We start from the raw sequence: 17,653 nt of genomic DNA, 5'->3' as shown, positions 1-17,653 counted from the left end.
GCGGATCCTGTGTCCGGAGCGTGTAGCCTGGACGTCAGCGACGTATATCTACAGTGTAGGTCTACGGAAGGGAGCCGAAATGTCCTCGAACGAGAGCGCCACTTCCGTGGCCGCCGATTCGACCGAATTCTCCTGTGCGGTATGTCCGCACGATCAGGAAGCCCACGGCCGGATCGGACTTCGGTACTGCTCCGCGACCCTGGCGAGCGGACTGGAACGCGCATGCGCCTGTGCTCGCCCGGCCGATCACCAGGACACCTACTACCGTCGATAGGAAGCATGACCATGGCAGTGCAAACGCCCTACGAGCGTCGAGTGATTCGAGTCCGGGATGTGGTGCGGGCCAACTCGGGGCTCGATGAAGAATCCGCGACCGCACTCGCGGTGCGGGTATTGCACGAACTCGACACGATCCCCGAGAAGATTCGCTGATCGGCCGTCCCCGGGGCCGGTGTTTCGGACTCGGGGACGACGGAGGCCGGATCGCGGTCCGGCAACGCGAGCTCGTTGATCAGCCGCCAGGTCTGAAAGTATTGGCGCGGTAGGGAACCCGTGGTGTACGGGATGTCGTACTTATCGCACAGCGCCCGCACCCGCACCGCGATTTCGGCATAGCGATTACTGGGCAGATCCGGGAACAGGTGATGCTCGATCTGGTAGCAGAGGTTGCCGCTGAGGAATGCCAGCGTCGGCCCCGCGTCGAAGTTCGCGCTCCCCAGCATCTGCCGCAGATACCAGTCCGCCTTGGTCTCGTGCTCCAGCGCCTCGGGGGTGAACTTCTCCGCGCCGTCGGGGAAGTGGCCGCAGAAGATCACCAGGTAGGCCCATAGATTGCGGGCGAGATTGGCGGTCACGTTCGCCGTCAGGGTGCGTCGCCAGCGGCGTCCGCTCAGGACCGGCAGCAGTACGTAGTCCTTACCGGTCTGCCGGACCACCTTGCGGATCAGCGCCCTGGTCTCGGCGGTCCGCGCGGCGGGGGTTTCGGCGCGGTCCTGTTCGGAGTAGAGATCGTGCAGGGCGATGCCCCATTCGAAAGTGGCTGCCAGGAAAAGGTTTTGCAGCGGTTGCAGCAGGAAGCGCGGCCGCCACGGCTGGTCGGTGGTGACCCGGATGACGCCGAAGCCGATGTCATCGTCCATGCCGAGTACATTGGTGTAGAAGTGATGCCGGAAGTTGTGCGAGTACCGCCACTGTGAGGACAGTCCGGCCATATCCCATTCCCAAGTGCTGGAACGGATTTCGGGATCGTTCATCCAATCCCATTGGCCGTGGCCGACATTGTGGCCGATCTCCATGTTCTCGATGCTCTTGGCCGTCGCCAGACCCGCCGTCCCGAGGAGCCAGCCGAGCCTGCCCCGGCTGAGGGCGATGGTCAGCCGGGAGGCGGCGTCGAGGGTGCGCTGCAATGCGATGGTGCGGCGGATATAGCGCGCATCGCGGGTGCCGCGCCGCTCCTCGATATCGCCGCGGATCTCATCGAGCTCCCGTCCGAGCGATTCGATATCGGAGGGGCTCAGATGCGCGTACACGGCGACATTGGTGATGGCCATTCTTCAGCCTATGCCGGAAGACAGCGTCTGTCTACATCGTAGAGTTACAACGTAGAATCAGTGCTGACCGGCACCGTTATCGCGCGGCAGGGTTGCGGCGAGACCGGTCAGCAGGATATCGAGCCCGCGTTCGAGTTCGGCCCCGCCGTCATAGGCCGCCAGCGCCGGTGCGAGCCCGCGTAGCAGCGGGAACTCCGCGATCGGCAGCCGATACAGGCCCAGGCGCAGCAGATCATCGGTCTCATCGGGATTCTCCACGATTTCCTGGAGCTCGTTGAGCACATGCCCGTACAGGAAGCCGAATACGGCCCGATAGATGTGCAGGGCGTCCGGACCGGAGAATCCGGCATGCGTCAGCAGCGCCAGGATGTCCTCCAGCGGCCGCAGCACCGCCTGCGGCCGCAATCCCAGCGGCGTCGCCAGCGGCCGGGTCACCAGCAGCGGCACCACGCGCGGATGCTCCAGCGCGAGCTTGCGGAAATCCCTTGCCACCGAACGCAATTGCGACATCCAGTCCGGATCCGTCGCATCCACCGACAACTCCGCGAAGACGACCTCGGCTACACCGTCCAGCACCGCGGCCTTATTCGGCACATGCCGGTAGATCACCATCGGATCCCGTCGCACCGCCTCCGCGAGCCGCCGCATCGACAGTCCGTCCACCCCGTCCCGATCGACAATCCGCAGCGCCGCGTCCAATACCGCCGCCCGGGTGATCGGTCCCTCCACCGGCCCGTCCCCGGTGGAGCCGGATCGGCCGCGGTTGGTCGGCTTGTCAGCCATATCGGATGCCTCCTGCTTCGGAAGTTGGCCACTGTACCTATGCATCGTAGACCTACACCGTTGACAGACCGTTCATGTGACGTTCACCGGCGTCGCGGTGTCGGATCAGCGTCGGAGAATACGTCATTCGACGCTCGCGGCCGGCGCTCGGCCGTCCCTAGCGTCGGAGTCATGGAAGACCCCATTCCCGCTCGGAGCGGACGAATGATCACCTACGACCGCCTCTATATCGGCGGTTCGTGGACCGAGCCCAGCGAACCGGCGCTGCTGGAGATTCTCTCGCCGCACGATCGGTCGCGCATCGGCCAGGCGGCGCAGGCGCATCCGGCCGATGTGGATCGCGCGGTGGCGGCTGCGCACGCCAGCTTCGAGAGCCGGGTGTGGCGCGATACCGCACCCGCCGAGCGAATCACGGTGCTGCGCAAGTTCAATGAGCTGCGTGAAGAGCAAGCCGATCGGATCGCCGAACTCATCACCGCCGAAAACGGTTCCGCCGCATGGTTCACCGGGGCGGGTCAGGCCGCGCTGACCCGGCAGGCGAACGCCTACTTCGCGGCGGCCGAGCAGTTCGACTGGGAGCGCACCCTCACCCCGTCGGATCCGGACGCGCTGGTGCGCAGCGTGGTTCGGCGCGAGCCGGTGGGCGTGGTGGCCGCGGTGATTCCGTGGAACTCGCCGTTCTCCTCCGCGACCTCGAAGATCCTGCCCGCCCTGCTCGCCGGAAATTCGGTGGTGCTGAAGGTATCCCCGGAGAATTCCCTGAGCATGGGCCTGCTGGCCGAGTTGATCGATCGCGTCGAGCTGCCCGCGGGCGTGCTCAGTGTGCTTCCCGCGGAACGGGAAACGAGCGAATATCTGATCTCGCATCCGCTGGTGGACAAGATCGCGTTCACCGGCTCGACTGCCGCCGGTCGGCGGATCGCGTCCATCGCGGGCGCGCAGCTCAAACGGGTCAGTCTCGAACTCGGCGGCAAATCGGCGGCGGTGATCCTGCCCGATGCCGAGCTGAGTGCGGTGATGAACGGCCTGAAGTTCGGTTCGCTGTTGAACAATGGCGAATCCTGTATCGCGCAGACCAGGATCCTCGCGCCGAATTCCCGCTATGCGGAGGTGGTCGCGGCGCTGGCCGCACTGGTCGGCTCGCTGCCGGTCGGTGATCCGCGCGATCCGGGCACCTTCATCGGGCCGATGGTGCGCGGCGATCAGCAGCAGCGGGTTCGCGACTACATCGAGATCGGGATCGGTGAAGGCGCTAGCGCGGTCTGCGGCGGCCCGCACCTGCCGCCCGGCCTGCACGACGGCTTCTATGTCACGCCAACGGTTTTCGCCGATGTGACCCCGGATATGCGGATCGCCCGGGAGGAGATCTTCGGCCCGGTGCTGGTCGTCATCGGCTACGACGATATCGACGACGCCATTCGCATCGCCAACGATTCCGACTACGGGCTCTCCGGCGGCGTGTGGTCGGCGGACCGGGACGCGGCCATCGCCGTCGCGCGCCGGATTCGGGCCGGGACGGTCACGATCAACGGCGCACCCGTCGGATTCGACGGTCCCTTCGGCGGATTCAAGGCCAGCGGGATCGGCCGCGAATACGGCGCGGTCGGCCTGGGGCAGTACACCGAATACCAGACGATCACCGTCCCGGACCGCGGGTAGAGTGGCCGGGTGCTGATCGAGGAAGTCGACAGAATCCAGCCGCCCAGTCGAAGGCGGCGCTTCTCTCACGCATTCGCCCGGTAGTTCACACCGGGATCTTCGCCTTCGTCTGGCTCCGCCACGTCCGAAATCACGTGCGGCCGCTCTCACGAGCAGGAACGAGTCGACGATCATGTCCACATCCCTATCCCCATCCGCTGCCGTTACCCTGCGGAAACTGTCCTTCGAATGGCCCGACGGCACCGTCGCCCTGGCGGGGCTCAACGGCACGCTGGGCACCGGGCGCACCGGTCTGGTCGGTCGCAACGGCGCCGGGAAATCAACGCTGTTGCGCTTGATCGCCGGACTGCTGACCCCGACCTCCGGCAGCGTCGAAACCACCGGCGCGGTGGGCTATCTCCCGCAGACGCTCACCCTCGGCCGCGACACCACCGTCGCGGGTCTACTCGGGATCGCGGACAAGCTCGCGGCATTGCGCGCGATCGAATCCGGCGACACCGCGGACGAACACTTCGAGACGATCGGCGACGATTGGGACATCGAAGCCCGGGCAGATGAATCACTGCACGAAATCGGCTTCAGCGCGGCGGATCTGGACCGCCGCGTCGGGGAGCTGTCCGGCGGTGAGGCCGTGCTGGTGGCGATCACCGGGCTGCGCATCCAGCGCACGCCCATCACACTGCTCGATGAGCCGACCAATAACCTCGATCGCGAAACCCGTGCCAAGCTGGCGGGATTCGTGGATTCCTGGCCCGGCGCCCTCATCGTGGTGAGCCACGATCTCGAACTGCTCGAACGCATGGACGCCACCGCGGAACTGCACGGCGCGGCTCTGGATGTGTTCGGCGGGCCGTACAGCGCCTGGAAGGCGTACGTCGACCAGGAGCAGGCGGCTGCCGTTCAAGCGGCCCGAACCGCCGAACAGGCGTTGAAGGTCGAGAAACGGCAGCGCATCGAGGCCGAGACCAAACTCGCCAGACGCGAGCGCACCGCCCGCGCGACACAGCGGGACGGCGGAATCCCGCGGATTCTCGCGGGCAACCGGGCCAGCCGGGCGCAGGGGTCGGCGGGCGCGCTGCGCGGCACCCTCGATGCCAAAGTGCAAGCGGCCCAGAGCATTCTGGATACCGCGGCAGTGCGGGTGCGCCAGGACGAGCATATCCGTCTCGAACTGCCCGATCCGGAGGTGCCGCGCAGCCGCCGCATCGCGGAATTGGCGGACGGCGACCATCGCATCGTCATTCAGGGACCGGAACGCGTCGCCCTGATCGGCCCCAATGGGGCGGGCAAATCGACGCTGCTCGAGCAGTTGCGTGCGGGGAGCCATCCGGAACGCGGTGTGCTGCTCACCGATCGGGTGGGATATCTGCCGCAACGCCTGGACAATCTGGACGAGCGGGCCGGTGCCCTCGACAATGTGCGCGCGGTGGCGACCACCGTCGCGCCGGGCACGATCCGAAATCAGCTGGCCCGCCTGCTACTTCGCGGCAGCGGTGTGGATCGGCCGGTGTCGACGCTGTCGGGCGGTGAGCGTTTCCGGGTATCGCTGGCGCGCTTGCTGTTCGCCGATCCGCCGCCGCAACTGCTGATGCTCGACGAACCGACCAACAACCTCGACATCGCCAGTGTTGATCAGCTGGTCGAGGCTCTGGCCGACTACCGCGGCGCGATACTCGTTGTCAGCCATGACTTTCCGTTCCTGCGCCGGATCGGCATAGCGACGGTGGTCGAGCTCGATTCCGGCGGTGGTATGCGGCGTCGCGATTCGCTGTAGACGACAGCGCAGGGCCCGGCTGTATCGCGGGGCCCGGCGCTCGCCGTCAGAGGTGGTCGGCGTCGATGATCGCCTGGGCGAACGGCTGCGGCGCTTCCTGCGGCACGTTGTGCCCGATGCCGTCGAGGACGCGGTGTTCGTACTTCCCGGTGAACTTGGCGCGGTACGCCTTTCCGTCCTTGGCCGCACCGTCGAAGTCGCTCGCGATCGTGATGGCGGGCACCGATATCGCCGGTCCGGTGGCGAGCCGCTGTTCGTAGGCGTCGTACTGCGGTTCGCCCGGGGCCAGGCTCAAACGCCACCGGTAGTTGGAGATGACGACGTCCACCTGATCGGGGTTGTCGAAGGCGGCGGCACTGCGGTTGTAGGTGGCGTCGTCGAAATTCCATGTCGGAGAGGCACGTTGCCAGATCAGCCGGTTGAAATCGCGGCGATTGCGTTCATAGCCCAGGCGGCCGCGCTCGGTCGAGAAGTAATACTGGTACCACCAGCCCAATTCGGCCTCGGGCGGCAACGGCTGCTGCTGGGCCGCCTGCTGGGTGATGAGGTATCCGCTCACCGCGACCATGGCCTTGACCCGTTCCGGCCACAGCGCCGCGATGATATCGACCGTCCTTGCGCCCCAATCGAATCCGCCGAGCACGGCCCGGTCGATATGCAGCGCGTCCATGAAGTCGACGATGTCGCGCGCGATGGCCGACTGCTGCCCGTTGCGCACGCTCTGCGCGGAGCGGAAGGTGGTTTCGCCGTAACCGCGCAGGTACGGCACCAGCACCCGGTAGCCGGACGCGGCCAGCAGCGGTGCCACATCGGCGTAGCTGTACGCGTCATAGGGCCAGCCGTGCAACAGGATCACCGGCTGTCCGGTGGCGGGCCCGAATTCGGCGTACGCCACATTCAGCGCCCCGGCATCGATCTTCTTGATCGGACCGAGGCTGGTATTCGCGCCCGATCCGGCCCGCAGGGCCGCACCCGGAACGGTGGTCGCGGGTGCGGGGTCGGTGGAGCAGGCGGTGAGCGAGGCCGCGGCCAGGCCCGCCGCCAGCGCTCCGGTGAAAAGTCCGCGTCGGTTGATGTTCATGGCGGCAACGCTAGGGAGCGCACCGGCCCCGCCGCGTGCGTCGGATGACGTAATCGGTGTCGGTCCGGACGATCAACCGGCGGTTTCGGCCAGGGTGGGCAGCAGCGCCGCCAGATCCCCGCGCGAACTGATGCCGAGCTTGGGGAAGATGCGGTGCAGATGGGTGCTGACGGTCCGATGCGACAGGTACAGCCGCTGCCCGATCTCCCGATTGGTCAGCCCCTGCGCCGCCAATTGCGCGATGCTCAGCTCATGCGGGGTGAGCCGCTCCCGTGCGTCCGGATCGCGGTTCGGGCTGGATTCGCCCGCGCTGCGCAGTTCCAGGCGAGCCCGCTCACTCCACGCGGTGAAGCCCAGGGCGTCGAAAATCTCACGGGCGGTGCGCAAATGCGTGCGGGACTCCACGACCCGGCGCTGTCGCCGCAGCCATTCGCCGTACGCCAGATGCAGGCGGCCGCGTTCGGCGGGCCAGCCGGTGAGATCGGCCGCCAAGGCCGCGGTGAACAGTTCCGCGGCCGACTCCCCGGCCAGAACCGCACGGGCATAGCGCATTCCGATATGCAGGGCGGGCGCGGAGGTGGCCGCCGCCACCGGTTCCAGATCGCGCAGCAGGGCGGTCGCGGCCTCGGTCTGCCCGGCGCGGACCGCGGCCTCGGCGAGTTCGGTGAGGAAGCACGCGCGCAGCGATAGCGAATACGACGGGTCGAGGGGGTCGTGGATGCGGGCCAGATCGGTGAAGGCGTCATCGAATCGGCCCTCGCCGAGTGCGATGAGCCCCCGGGACAGTTGCACGTTCGCCAGTACGGGGCGTGCGCCCGCCGCGAGCGCGATCCGTTCGGCGTCCGTGGCGAGGGTCGCGGCCTCCGGGTAATCACCACGCAGGGCGGCGATTTCGGCCTGGGTCGCGCTGATCGTGGCGTGCATGAAGGGCTGGGCGGTCTCCAGCGCGAAGGCTGCGGACTCCGCCGCGATGGGGGTGGCGGCGGTGAGGTCACCGAGCCGGGTCAGGCTCGACGCCTGGATGGCGAGCGCCCGGGTGAGCAGTCCCAAGCGCCCGGCGGAACGGAAGCCGAGCGCGGCGGCCGCGGCGAAATGCGCTGCCAGGTCGAACGCGCCGACCTGGTAGGCGGCGCTGCTGAGATAGTGATCGGCCTCGGTATCGCGGCCGGTCGTCGCGGCCAGCACCCGGAGTTGGTCCAGGACCTGGTCGCCGCGCTCGAACGGGGCCACGATCGAATCGATGCCGAGCTTGCGATGATCATCATCGGGAATGCCGAAGGAATCGGCGACCGCGAGCACCGCGCGCCGGGTATCGGGTCCCGGTTCGGACCAGAAGCATCGCGCGGCCGCGCCCCAGAGAATGCGCAGCGCGGCATCGTGGAAACCGTCGGCGGCCACCGAGGCGGCCAGCGCGGCCAGTTCACCGATATGCGAAGGGCTTTCGCGCATACCGTCCTCGAATCCGCTGAGCACCCATTTCGCGGTGGCCTCCTGGGCGGCCGTGAGGGGGAGCGCGCGGGCGGCGGCGACCAGTCGTTCGACCGTATCCCGGTGCCCGGAGTCGACGGCCAATTCCGCCGCGCGCAACAGCCGATCCGCGCGGCGGCCGGGCGAAACGCTCAGGGCCGCGGCGCGTTCCAGTGCGACGACCGCGCCGCCGCGATGCCGGGACTGTTCGGCGGCCTGCTCCAGAGCCGCGGCCACGGCTTCGTCCGCGCCCGCCGTACCGGCGGCGCGATGCCACAGTTGGCGATCCGGTGATTCCGCGAGTGCTTCGGCCAGTGCCAGGTGTGCGCGGCGGCGTTCGGCATCGGTGGCCGCCGCCACCAGGGCGGACCGAACCAGCGGATGGCGGAAGGTCACCGTGCCCGAGCCGATGCTGATCAAACGGGCGGTCACGGCCGGTGCGAATACCTCGGTGGTTACCGCGGATGCCAGCAGAATCCCCGTGGCGGTGAGTGTTTCGGCGGCCGAATCACCGTCGTCGAGTGCCGCGACCAGCAAAGCCGATCGCGTCGGCCCGGGCAGTGCCGCGCCGCGTGCGGAGAAAGCCTGTTCGAGCCGCTCGGTCAAGGGCAGGACCGGGGCGGCATCACCGAGATCCACCGCCGCCGTGGGCAATTCGGTCAGCGCCAGTGGGTTGCCGTGCGCCTCGGCGAGTACTCGCCGTCGCAGTTGCGCGGGCAGGTCCGGTGCGATGTCATCGAGCAGTGCCGTCGCGGCGTCATCGGGCAGCGGGCCGAGCCGCAGCACCAAGAGTCCGGCGGTGCGCAGCGGCGACTCGGTGGCGGCGCGCAGGGTGGTCAGCATCGCGACGGCTTCGGAATCGATGCGCCGCGCCACGAAGGCCAGCACCTCGGCGCTGGCCGGATCGAGCCAGTGCGCGTCCTCGGCGACCACCAGCACCGCGCGCTCGGCTCCCGAGTCCGCGAGCAGGGTCAGCGCCGCCATGCCGACCAGGTGCACGCTCGGCTCGGCGGTGCTGTCCGACATGCCCAAAGCGGTTGTCAGCGCGTCGAACTGGCGCGGCGGCAGCGCGTCGAACTCGCGCCGCAGCGGGTACAGGAGCTGATGCAGTCCGGCGAACACCAGGGTGCTCTCGGCTTCCGCCCCGGCGGTGCGCAGCACCCGCAGCCCCGCGGCGTTCGCGGCGGTTACGGTCCGCTCCACCAGGGTCGACTTCCCGATGCCGGGTTCGCCCTCGAGCAGGATGCCGGCGTGCTCGCCGGGGCCGTCCACGAGCGCGGCCAGCTCTTTCAGTTCGCTGTCGCGTCCGAACAACGGCATGGTGACTCTCCTCCCGGTCCCGCGGGTACGAGTCCGGAGGCAGACCCTACCGAAACTGGATTACGTCAAGACAGCGTCATCCGACAGATTCGGCGCACCACCGTCGGAGGCCAAGGTAATTCCATGGCTACCGTTCGTTTTCACCTCATGTCCACGCTGTCTCCCGCCGAAGTCCTGCACGTGCTCACCGACTTCGGCCCCACCCGCCCCGAGGCATGGCCGAGCATCGACGCCGAGCATTTCCTCGTCCACGCCCGCGGCGATGATTGGGCCGAGGTCACCGAGGGCACCGCCGCCGCCTGGGAGCGCGCCCGCTACCAGTGGGATCCGGCGGGCGACACCGTCACCATCACCACCCTGGATTCCAAACTCTTCGGTGCGGGCGGCGGCTGGGTCTTCCGCATCACCCCCGAGCTCTCCGGCAGCCGCGTCGACATCGAATTGACCCGGACCCCAAAGGCATTCAAAGGCAAGCTGCTGGCGGCACTCCTACCCCTGATCGGCCCGTCCTCGCTACGCAAGTCCTTCGCCACCCCACTGCGGGCCGCGTGATGTCGCACACCGAATACCCCACAATCGCAACCCTTTTCGTCTGCGGCCCGATCGCCATGCTGATCTGGTCCGAGACCGCGGTACTGCACGGGCGCGGACCCTCCACGCGCGAACTCGGCTGAGGGGATCGAGACCCGGGCGCACACCGCTCGCCGCCGATACCGTCGCCCTGCGCCGGCAACTCGACTCCGGCGTTGCGGAGGTCCGCGTCGTGAAACGACAAAGGCCCTGACAGTTGAACTGTCAGGGCCTTTCCTGTGCGCCATCAGGGACTCGAACCCCGAACCCGCTGATTAAGAGTCAGCTGCTCTGCCAATTGAGCTAATGGCGCGTGTTTGCTCTGCTTTGGGGCTTTCCTGTCCGGTTGGCCTCTCTGCGGTGCGGAAGAAACATTAACAGGAGGTGTGGCAGAAAGTGAAATCGGTACGTTGAGCTGGGTTTTTGGGGGAGGGGGCGATCTTGCGGGTGGGTGTTAACGAATTGGGGGTTGGTACGGATGAACCGGTCGAGCCCTAGCGGGGGTGCGGTATCGGCGTGTGGTGAGGGCGTACGGCCTGGCAGAATGGTCGGGGCGTGGTCTCGGCCGAACCCCGTGGGCGTGGTGGTCGAGCAGGCGTGGTCGGGGCGAATTCTCCGGGCCGACACACGCACCGAGACATGGAGTGGGGTTGTAATGAGCAATGGTCAGGGCCGTTCGACGCGGTGGCGGGGATCCGTAGCCGTGCTGTCCGTGCTGGCGCTTGCGCTGGTGGGGTGCTCTTCGGGGAACTCGTCGAAGGATTCCTCCTCTGTCGCAATCGATTCCAATCCGGTCAGCGAATTGGTGAAGCCGAAGCTGGTCTCGCCCATCAAGGATGGGCAGAAGGGCGTCTCGCCCGGCGATCCGCTGGTGCTGCAGGTGCAGGACGGCAAGCTCACCAATGTGACGCTCACCAATCCCGAGGGCAAGGCGGTCGGCGGGGAGCTCGCCAAGGACGGCCTGTCCTGGAAGCTGACCGAGCAGTTGGGCTTCGCGCGCACCTACAAGCTGGCCGTGGAGGCCATCGGCCTGGGCGGTGCGAGCACCTCGACCATGAGTTTCAGCACCATCTCGCCGAATAACCGCACCCACCCGTACCTGCTGCCCGCCGAGAACGAAGTGGTCGGCATCGGTCAGCCGGTCGCCGTGCAGTTCGACGAGAACATCCCGGACCGCAAGGCCGCTCAGAATGCGATCAAAATCACCACGACCCCCGCGGTGGAGGGCGCCTTCTACTGGGTGAACAACCGCGAAGTGCGGTGGCGGCCCGAGCATTACTGGGCACCCGGCACCAAGGTCGATATCGCCGTGAACGTGTACGGCAAGGATCTGGGCAACGGCCTGGTCGGTGATACCGATATCACCTCGAGCTTCACCATCGGCGAGGCGACGATCTTCTCCGCCGACGACAACACCAAGATGGTGACCGTCGAGAAGAACGGTCAGGTGGTCAAGACCATGCCGACCTCGATGGGCAAGGACTCCACCCCCACCGATAACGGCGTCTACATCGTCGGCGACCGCTTCGACAAGATCATCATGGATTCCTCCACCTACGGTGTGGCGGTCAACTCGCCCGCGGGCTACAAGACGCCGGTGGACTGGGCGACCCGAATCTCCTACTCCGGCATCTTCTTCCACTCCGCACCGTGGTCGGTCGGCCAGCAGGGCTACAGCAACACCAGCCACGGCTGCCTGAACCTGAGCCCCGCCGACGCCCGCTGGGTGTACGAGAACTCCAAGCGCGGTGACATCACCATCGTGAAGAACACCGTCGGCGGCACGCTGTCCGGTGTGGATGGTCTGGGCGACTGGAATATCCCGTGGACGCAGTGGAAGGCCGGCAACGCCGACGACAACCGCTGATCCATAGACGCGAAGAAGGGCTCCGGCGGTCAAGCCGGAGCCCTTCTTACTGCTCGATCGTGTGCCCCCCGAAGTATCTACAGGGTGGGCAGTCCGAGGCTGCCTTTGCCGTTCAGGCTGTCGCAGCCGAAGCTGGCATTGCCCAGGACGGTGGCCGCACTACCGGTGACCGCGCACAGTGACTTGTAGTCACCCAGCAGCATCTTGTCCAGATTCGGCAGGCCGAACGATCCGGTGCCGGTGGAGCCGGTGGTCGCGAGCCCGCCCGAGCTACCGGTCTTCGCCGATCCCGAGGCTGAGCCCGAAACCGACGCCTCCATGGGATCGTCGCTCTGAGTCTTGCTCGAGGCGTCCGTGAGAGTGATCTCCGCGGAGGCGACCGCGGGAGCGGCGCTCAGAATCGCCGCCGTGGCCAGCAGAGTTGTTACGGTACAACGCTTCACGTAATGGTCTTCCTTGATCGAGCCTGGGTCGGGGGCCCCGACCTCCCCCATGTGAGAAGCAGTCTACGAAGATCAAGTGGTATGCGCCACAAAATCAGGTCCAGTGCTGTTTCAGTCACAATCGGAGTGGGTAGATCACCCGATGCGAGCGATCGCTCGCACGGGCGCTCCATCCGCGCCGGGCAGGTTCAGGGGGAGTAGGGATACCTCCACGCGATGCCCCAACTGCTGTTCGCTCAGCACCCGGTCCAGCGCGGTGAGATTCTCGGCGATCACAGCGTGCGCGCCGCACAGGATCCTATGTGACGGAATGTCTTGCGCCGGAGTCGGATCCACACTCAGCGTATCGATCCCGACGGTCCGGATCCCGGACTCGACCAGGTAGGCGGCGGCCGCCGGATCCAGATACGGATGGGCCAGGTAATCGGGTGTTCCCCAGTGCTCGGACCAGCCGGTGGCGACCAGCACGATCTGCCCCGCGACGATCTTGCCCTCGAAGTACTCCCGGCCGATCGCCGTGCGCGGTCCCAGGCCCCGCGCGTCCACCACCACCGCCGGTCCGAGGAACTGCTCCAGCGGCAGGGCGTCCAGCGCGGGGAGGGCGTCGTCGATATGCATCGGCGCGTCCACATGCGTCCCGGTCTGCGAGCCCATATCCACGTGCAGCACATTCACACCGTCGACGGCGACGGTCAGCGCCGGGCGAATGCTCACCTCGGGATCACCGGGATACACGGGCATTGCGGTCCGCAACGGGACCGACAGGTCGATGATGCGCACGCGCTCAGCCTAGAACCCGAAGCTCAGGCGGTCGCGCCGAACCAGTCCGCGAGGGCCTCGCCCAGTCCCGGCAGCCCGGGTTCATCCGTCGCCCACGCCGCGTAGCCGTCCGGGCGGATCAGGATCGCGGCGGGAACCGGAACCGGGCCCACGGCGGGGATGTGCCACGGCGTTCCCGGGGTTTCGGCGGTGACGATGTCGATGCGGTCACCCCATTCCGAGCTGATCGGGGCCTCGGTTCCATTGAGCAGCAGCAGGATTGGGCGGGCCCGGCGCAGCAGTTCGTAGACGCGGGTGCGGTCGGTGGTCGTCAGGGTGGCGTCGGGGACGCGGCGGCCCGCCAGCGGGTGCTCACACTTGGTTTCGTACTGGATATCCAAGGCGGTGATCTCCAGGCCGAGACGGCGGCGGACCGGATCGGTGGCGATGAGATCGCTCATGACATCGCGCAATGCGTCGCTGTGCGCGCCCGGGCGCATGAGGGCGGTCTGCGCGCGAGTGTTGTGCAGCACGCGGGCGGCGATGGGGTGGCGTTCGGATTCATAGCTGTCCAACAGGGTTTCGGGGGCGGTGCCATGCACGGCGGCCGCGAGTTTCCAGCCGAGGTTGACCGCGTCCTGGATCCCGAGGTTCTGGCCCTGACCGCCCGCCGGATAGTGGATATGCGCGGCATCCCCCGCGAGGAAGACCCGGCCGGTCCGGTAGCGCTCGGCCTGGCGGGCCGAATCGCCGTAGTGGGTGACCCAGCGCGGGCTGTGCATACCGAAATCCGTGCCCGCGAGTTCGGTGAAGTGGGCGCGGAAATCCTCGAAGGTCAATTCGGTGCCGCGCGGCAGCACCAGGTCGTGGCGCTGCACGATGAGCCGGTACCAGCCGGGCTCGAACTGGATGGCGGAGTAGTCGCCCGCGGCGCTGCGGCGGCCGAAGAACGGCGCCGCGGGCGGATCGGCGAGTTCGACATCGGCGAGCATGCCGGTGGCGGTGGCATCGGTGCCCGGAAAGCCGATCCCGGCGAGCTTGCGGACCGAACTGCGGCCGCCGTCGCAGCCGACCAGATAGGCGGCGCGGACGGTGCGCGGATGTGCGCCACCGAGCTCGACCCGCACGCCCGAATCATCCTGCGAGAAGCCGGTGACGGGTGAATCCCACGCCGTGTCGACGCCCAATTCGGTTGCACGGACTTCGAGTTCGCGTTCCATCACCGATTGCAGGATGGCCAGCATGTACGGGTGCTCGGTGTCGAAGTCGCTGAAGTCCAGCGGCAGTCCACCGAAGTGACCGGCCTGCATCCGCCGGCCCTGCGGTAGCAGCCGGTCGAGCAGGCCGCGCTGATCCAGGATCTCCATGCTGCGGGCGTGAATGCCACCGGCCCGCGATTCGCCGGTGCGGGCGGGGAGTCCGTCGACCAGGGCCACCCGGACTCCGGCCAGGCGCAGTTCGCTGGCGAGCATGAGCCCGGTCGGTCCGCTACCGGCGATGACGACGTCCGTGGTCTCCATGACAATCTCCTTAACAACGTTAAACCCTTAACGCCGTTAAGGAGACCAGAACGCTGTTAAGGTGTCAAGGGTGAGCGAGAAACCGGCTGTGAAGCTCGATACCAAGGCCATCGCCCGGGCCGCCCTCGAGCTGCTGGACGAGGCCGGGCTCGACGGACTGACCATGCGCAAGGTCGCCGCCGCGCTGAATGTGCAAGCGCCCGCGCTGTATTGGCATGTCAAGAACAAACGCGAACTGCTCGACGCCATGGCCCAGCACATCTTCGTGGCCGCCGTGGAGGGGCTGGAAGCGCCGCGCCAGGGGGTGGACTGGCGGGACTGGCTCATCGAACTCGCACAGCGGCTGCGGCAGTCCATGCTGCGCTACCCGGACGGCGCGCGCGTGGCCGCGGGCACCTTCATCAGTGACGAAGCCATGTGGCGCACGGTGGAATTGACCCTGCGCACGCTGGAGGACGCCGGACTGGCCCGGGATTCGGCCGAACGCGTCTTCCCCATCCTGCTGCACTACACCACCGGATTCGTCATCGAGGAGCAGGCGCGGACGGGGGTGGAATACGCCGAAAACCCTTATGCGGAGGGACAACTGGAGCAGGCCGTCGATTCCGGCCGCTATCCGCGCACCGCTCGCATGATCGCCGGTTTCGCGGCCGTCGACCCGGATGTGGAATATCTCACCGGGCTCCGCGTCATACTCGCCGGGATCGAGGCCGCGCCGGAGTAGCGGGCGCGCCCGACCGTGAAAACGACTGTTCCGGAAACGGATTCAGCCGCGATCCGATGGGATCGCGGCTGACCGTCTGCGGGACTGTGGAATTCGATTACAGCTTGTCGGCGCGGATGCGGACCGCCGTGCCGTAGGCGCAGATCTCCTGGCCGATATCGGCGAAATCGTTGGCGTCGAAGCGCATTGCCAGTACGGCGTCCGCGCCGAGCTCCAGCGCGTGCTCGACCAGACGCTGCCGGGCCTCCTCGCGGCTGTCGGACAGCATCTTGGTCATGCCCTTGAGTTCACCGCCGAACATGGACTTCAGGCCCGCGCCCAGCTGTGAGCCGAGGTGGCGGCTGCGCACGGTGAGGCCGAAGACATCGCCGAGCACCTCGGTCACCTGGTAGCCGGGCAGATCATTCATGGTGCTGACGATGACGTGGTCGGTCCCGATGCGGGAGTGGTCCTCATTGACGCTCATGGCGTTTCCTCTCGTCGATGCGTACCCCTCGATCCTCGGTAATCGGGGGTGCGCTCGACATCGCCCGCAGGTCCCGAGCCGATCGGTCTCAGGTCCCGAATCGGGTCATCCCCGAGTAGCGCGAAAGTGCGAATCACCCCCCTCATCAGGATGATTCGCACCCTTGGTCAGCTGACGGGCGAGGTTTCCGGCTCGTCCTGCGCGCTCTGCCGCCGCAGCACCGAATGCTTGCGGCTGTAGGCGAAGTACACGATCACGCCCAGCGCCATCCAGACCACGAAGCGCAGCCAGGTCTCGATGGAGAGGTTGAGCATGAGCCACAGGCAGGCCAACGCCGCCAGGATCGGGACGAAAGGAACCAACGGGACGCGGAAGCCGCGCGGCAGATCCGGGCGGGTGCGGCGCAGGATCGGGACGCCGATCGACACCAGCACGAAGGCGACCAGCGTGCCGATATTCACCATCTCCTCGAGCGTGCCGAAATCCACGAAACCGGCGAGCAGGGCGCAGACGATGCCGACGATGACCGTCAGGCGCACGGGCGTGCCGTGCTTACCGGTGCGCGCCAGACCGCGCGGCAGCAGGCCGTCCCGGGCCATGGCGAACAGCACCCGGGTCTGACCCAGGAACATCACCATCACCACCGTGGACAGGCCCGCGAGCGCGCCGATGGAGATGATGTTCTTCACCCACATATCCCCGTGCAGGGCGAAAGCCGTTGCCAGGGTGGCGTTTCCATCGGCCAGCGCGGTGTACGGGACCATACCGGTCAGCACCAGCGAGACCGCGACGTAGAGCACGGTGACGATCGCGAGCGAACCGAAGATGCCGCGCGGCACATTGCGCTGCGGATCGCGCACCTCCTCGGCGGTGGTGGCCACGACATCGAATCCGATGAAGGCGAAGAACACCAGGCTGGCCGCGGCCAGCAGGCCGTACCAGCCGAAACTTGTTCCGCCGGAACCGGTCAGGAAGCTGAACAGCGACTGATGCACCCCGCCCGCCTTCTCCGAGGGCTGCGACGGCGGAATGTACGGGGTGAGATTGGACGCCTTGAAATAGGTCGCGCCGACCACCAGCACCAGCGCGATCACCGCCAGTTTGATCCCGACCGCGATGGCCGACACCCGCGAGGAGAGCTTGGTGCCGGTCGCCAGCAGCACCCCGACCACGGCGATGATAAGTACTGCGCCCCAATCGAAATGGAGCGAACCGAGTTCGAGGATGGGCGGGCGGGAACCCAGTACCTCACCGAGATACTGGGACCAGCCCTTGGCCACCACGGAGACCGCGAGCGCGAATTCCAGAATCAGATCCCAGCCGATGATCCACGCGATGATCTCGCCGAAGGTCGCGTACGCGAAGGTGTACGCACTGCCCGCCACCGGTACGGTCGAGGCGAATTCGGCGTAGCAGAGCGCGGTCAGCCCGCACGCGATCGCCGCGAAGACGAACGCCAGCGATACCGACGGTCCGGCCACCGTGCCCGCCGTGCGCGCGGTGAGGGTGAAGATGCCCGCGCCGATGACGACCGCGACGCCGAAGACGGTGAGGTCCTTGGCCGTTAGATCCTTGCGTAGCTTGGCATCCGGGTCATCGGTGTCCCGGATCGACTGTTCCACTGATTTGGTGCGGAATAACCCGCTGGTGATCGCCACTTCTGGTCTCCT

The 17,653-nt window shown here is 67.1% G+C and carries 16 protein-coding genes, 1 tRNA gene and 1 pseudogene; 8 read left to right on the top strand and 10 right to left on the bottom strand.

Going from position 1 to position 17,653, the window contains the following annotated elements; all coding sequences use genetic code 11:
- The first annotated feature begins 79 nt into the window (after positions 1-79).
- Together ACFC0O_RS10370 and ACFC0O_RS10365 are read left to right on the top strand one after the other, a co-directional pair.
- Positions 80-274: an RGCVC family protein gene (locus ACFC0O_RS10370; RefSeq protein WP_375955489.1), complete on the top strand. Its 195-nt coding sequence runs from the start codon at positions 80-82 to the stop codon at positions 272-274.
- Positions 223-369 (top strand): annotated as a pseudogene (locus tag ACFC0O_RS10365) (hypothetical protein); the annotation flags it as partial. The gene ACFC0O_RS10370 and the pseudogene ACFC0O_RS10365, both read left to right, overlap by 52 nt.
- Here the strand turns inward: ACFC0O_RS10365 and ACFC0O_RS10360 are convergent.
- Both ACFC0O_RS10360 and ACFC0O_RS10355 read right to left on the bottom strand, forming a co-directional pair.
- The gene (locus tag ACFC0O_RS10360) at positions 303-1,550 is read right to left on the bottom strand and encodes a fatty acid desaturase family protein (protein ID WP_375955487.1); all 1,248 of its coding nucleotides are present in this window, start codon (positions 1,548-1,550) and stop codon (positions 303-305) included. The pseudogene ACFC0O_RS10365 and the gene ACFC0O_RS10360 sit on opposite strands and share 67 nt — an antisense overlap.
- 57 nt (positions 1,551-1,607) lie before the next feature.
- On the bottom strand, positions 1,608-2,333 hold the full coding sequence (locus ACFC0O_RS10355) for a TetR/AcrR family transcriptional regulator C-terminal domain-containing protein (RefSeq protein ID WP_375955485.1): 726 nt from the start codon (positions 2,331-2,333) through the stop codon (positions 1,608-1,610).
- A 204-nt stretch (positions 2,334-2,537) separates the two neighbouring features.
- On the opposite strand from ACFC0O_RS10355, the gene ACFC0O_RS10350 reads away from it, so the two are divergent.
- Together ACFC0O_RS10350 and ACFC0O_RS10345 are read left to right on the top strand one after the other, a co-directional pair.
- A complete protein-coding gene (locus tag ACFC0O_RS10350) occupies positions 2,538-3,992 on the top strand; it encodes an aldehyde dehydrogenase (RefSeq protein WP_375955483.1) in 1,455 nt (484 codons plus the stop codon).
- Positions 3,993-4,164: 172 nt separating this feature from the next.
- A complete protein-coding gene (locus tag ACFC0O_RS10345; RefSeq protein WP_375955481.1) occupies positions 4,165-5,766 on the top strand; it encodes an ABC-F family ATP-binding cassette domain-containing protein in 1,602 nt (533 codons plus the stop codon).
- A gap of 46 nt (positions 5,767-5,812) precedes the next feature.
- Here the strand turns inward: ACFC0O_RS10345 and ACFC0O_RS10340 are convergent, their stop codons facing one another.
- Both ACFC0O_RS10340 and ACFC0O_RS10335 read right to left on the bottom strand, forming a co-directional pair.
- On the bottom strand, positions 5,813-6,847 hold the full coding sequence (locus ACFC0O_RS10340) for an alpha/beta fold hydrolase (protein WP_375955479.1): 1,035 nt from the start codon (positions 6,845-6,847) through the stop codon (positions 5,813-5,815).
- Positions 6,848-6,919: 72 nt separating this feature from the next.
- Entirely contained in the window at positions 6,920-9,634 is a 2,715-nt protein-coding gene (locus ACFC0O_RS10335) for an AAA family ATPase (RefSeq protein WP_375955477.1), read from the bottom strand.
- A 123-nt stretch (positions 9,635-9,757) separates the two neighbouring features.
- Here ACFC0O_RS10335 and ACFC0O_RS10330 point away from each other — a divergent pair, with 123 nt between their 5' ends.
- Together ACFC0O_RS10330 and ACFC0O_RS10325 are read left to right on the top strand one after the other, a co-directional pair.
- The gene (locus tag ACFC0O_RS10330) at positions 9,758-10,186 is read left to right on the top strand and encodes a hypothetical protein (protein WP_375955475.1); all 429 of its coding nucleotides are present in this window, start codon (positions 9,758-9,760) and stop codon (positions 10,184-10,186) included.
- Entirely contained in the window at positions 10,186-10,308 is a 123-nt protein-coding gene (locus tag ACFC0O_RS10325; RefSeq protein WP_375955473.1) for a hypothetical protein, read from the top strand. The genes ACFC0O_RS10330 and ACFC0O_RS10325 overlap by 1 nt, the downstream gene beginning before the upstream one ends.
- A 136-nt stretch (positions 10,309-10,444) precedes the next feature.
- Here ACFC0O_RS10325 and ACFC0O_RS10320 read toward each other — a convergent pair.
- Positions 10,445-10,517, bottom strand: a tRNA-Lys gene (locus tag ACFC0O_RS10320).
- A gap of 342 nt (positions 10,518-10,859) precedes the next feature.
- On the opposite strand from ACFC0O_RS10320, the gene ACFC0O_RS10315 reads away from it, so the two are divergent.
- Positions 10,860-12,071, top strand: coding sequence for an Ig-like domain-containing protein (locus ACFC0O_RS10315; RefSeq protein ID WP_375955472.1), 1,212 nt, complete (start codon positions 10,860-10,862; stop codon positions 12,069-12,071).
- A gap of 77 nt (positions 12,072-12,148) precedes the next feature.
- On the opposite strand, the gene ACFC0O_RS10310 is transcribed toward ACFC0O_RS10315, so the two are convergent.
- The 3 genes from ACFC0O_RS10310 to ACFC0O_RS10300 all read right to left on the bottom strand — a co-directional run bounded on the left by ACFC0O_RS10310 (position 12,149) and on the right by ACFC0O_RS10300 (position 14,793).
- The gene (locus tag ACFC0O_RS10310) at positions 12,149-12,565 is read right to left on the bottom strand and encodes a hypothetical protein (RefSeq protein ID WP_375955470.1); all 417 of its coding nucleotides are present in this window, start codon (positions 12,563-12,565) and stop codon (positions 12,149-12,151) included.
- An 84-nt stretch (positions 12,566-12,649) separates the two neighbouring features.
- The gene (locus tag ACFC0O_RS10305; protein ID WP_375955468.1) at positions 12,650-13,294 is read right to left on the bottom strand and encodes a cyclase family protein; all 645 of its coding nucleotides are present in this window, start codon (positions 13,292-13,294) and stop codon (positions 12,650-12,652) included.
- Positions 13,295-13,317: 23 nt separating this feature from the next.
- Positions 13,318-14,793 carry an FAD-dependent monooxygenase gene (locus ACFC0O_RS10300; protein WP_375955466.1) on the bottom strand — a complete coding sequence of 492 codons (1,476 nt, stop codon included), beginning with the start codon at positions 14,791-14,793 and terminating at the stop codon, positions 13,318-13,320.
- Between the two features lie 70 nt (positions 14,794-14,863).
- Between ACFC0O_RS10300 and ACFC0O_RS10295 the strand changes: the two genes are divergently transcribed.
- Entirely contained in the window at positions 14,864-15,517 is a 654-nt protein-coding gene (locus tag ACFC0O_RS10295; RefSeq protein ID WP_375955464.1) for a TetR/AcrR family transcriptional regulator C-terminal domain-containing protein, read from the top strand.
- A 97-nt stretch (positions 15,518-15,614) separates the two neighbouring features.
- On the opposite strand, the gene ACFC0O_RS10290 is transcribed toward ACFC0O_RS10295, so the two are convergent.
- Positions 15,615-15,983, bottom strand: a complete 369-nt coding sequence (locus tag ACFC0O_RS10290) for a YbjQ family protein (RefSeq protein ID WP_375955463.1) — start codon at positions 15,981-15,983, stop codon at positions 15,615-15,617.
- A 167-nt stretch (positions 15,984-16,150) separates the two neighbouring features.
- Positions 16,151-17,641 carry an amino acid permease gene (locus ACFC0O_RS10285; protein WP_375955461.1) on the bottom strand — a complete coding sequence of 497 codons (1,491 nt, stop codon included), beginning with the start codon at positions 17,639-17,641 and terminating at the stop codon, positions 16,151-16,153.
- Between the last annotated feature and the right edge of the window lie 12 nt (positions 17,642-17,653).

It is taken from the genome of Nocardia sp. NPDC056100 (genome assembly GCF_042266325.1).
GTDB lineage: Bacteria > Actinomycetota > Actinomycetes > Mycobacteriales > Mycobacteriaceae > Nocardia.
This window is presented reverse-complemented; position numbering and strand designations above follow the sequence as displayed.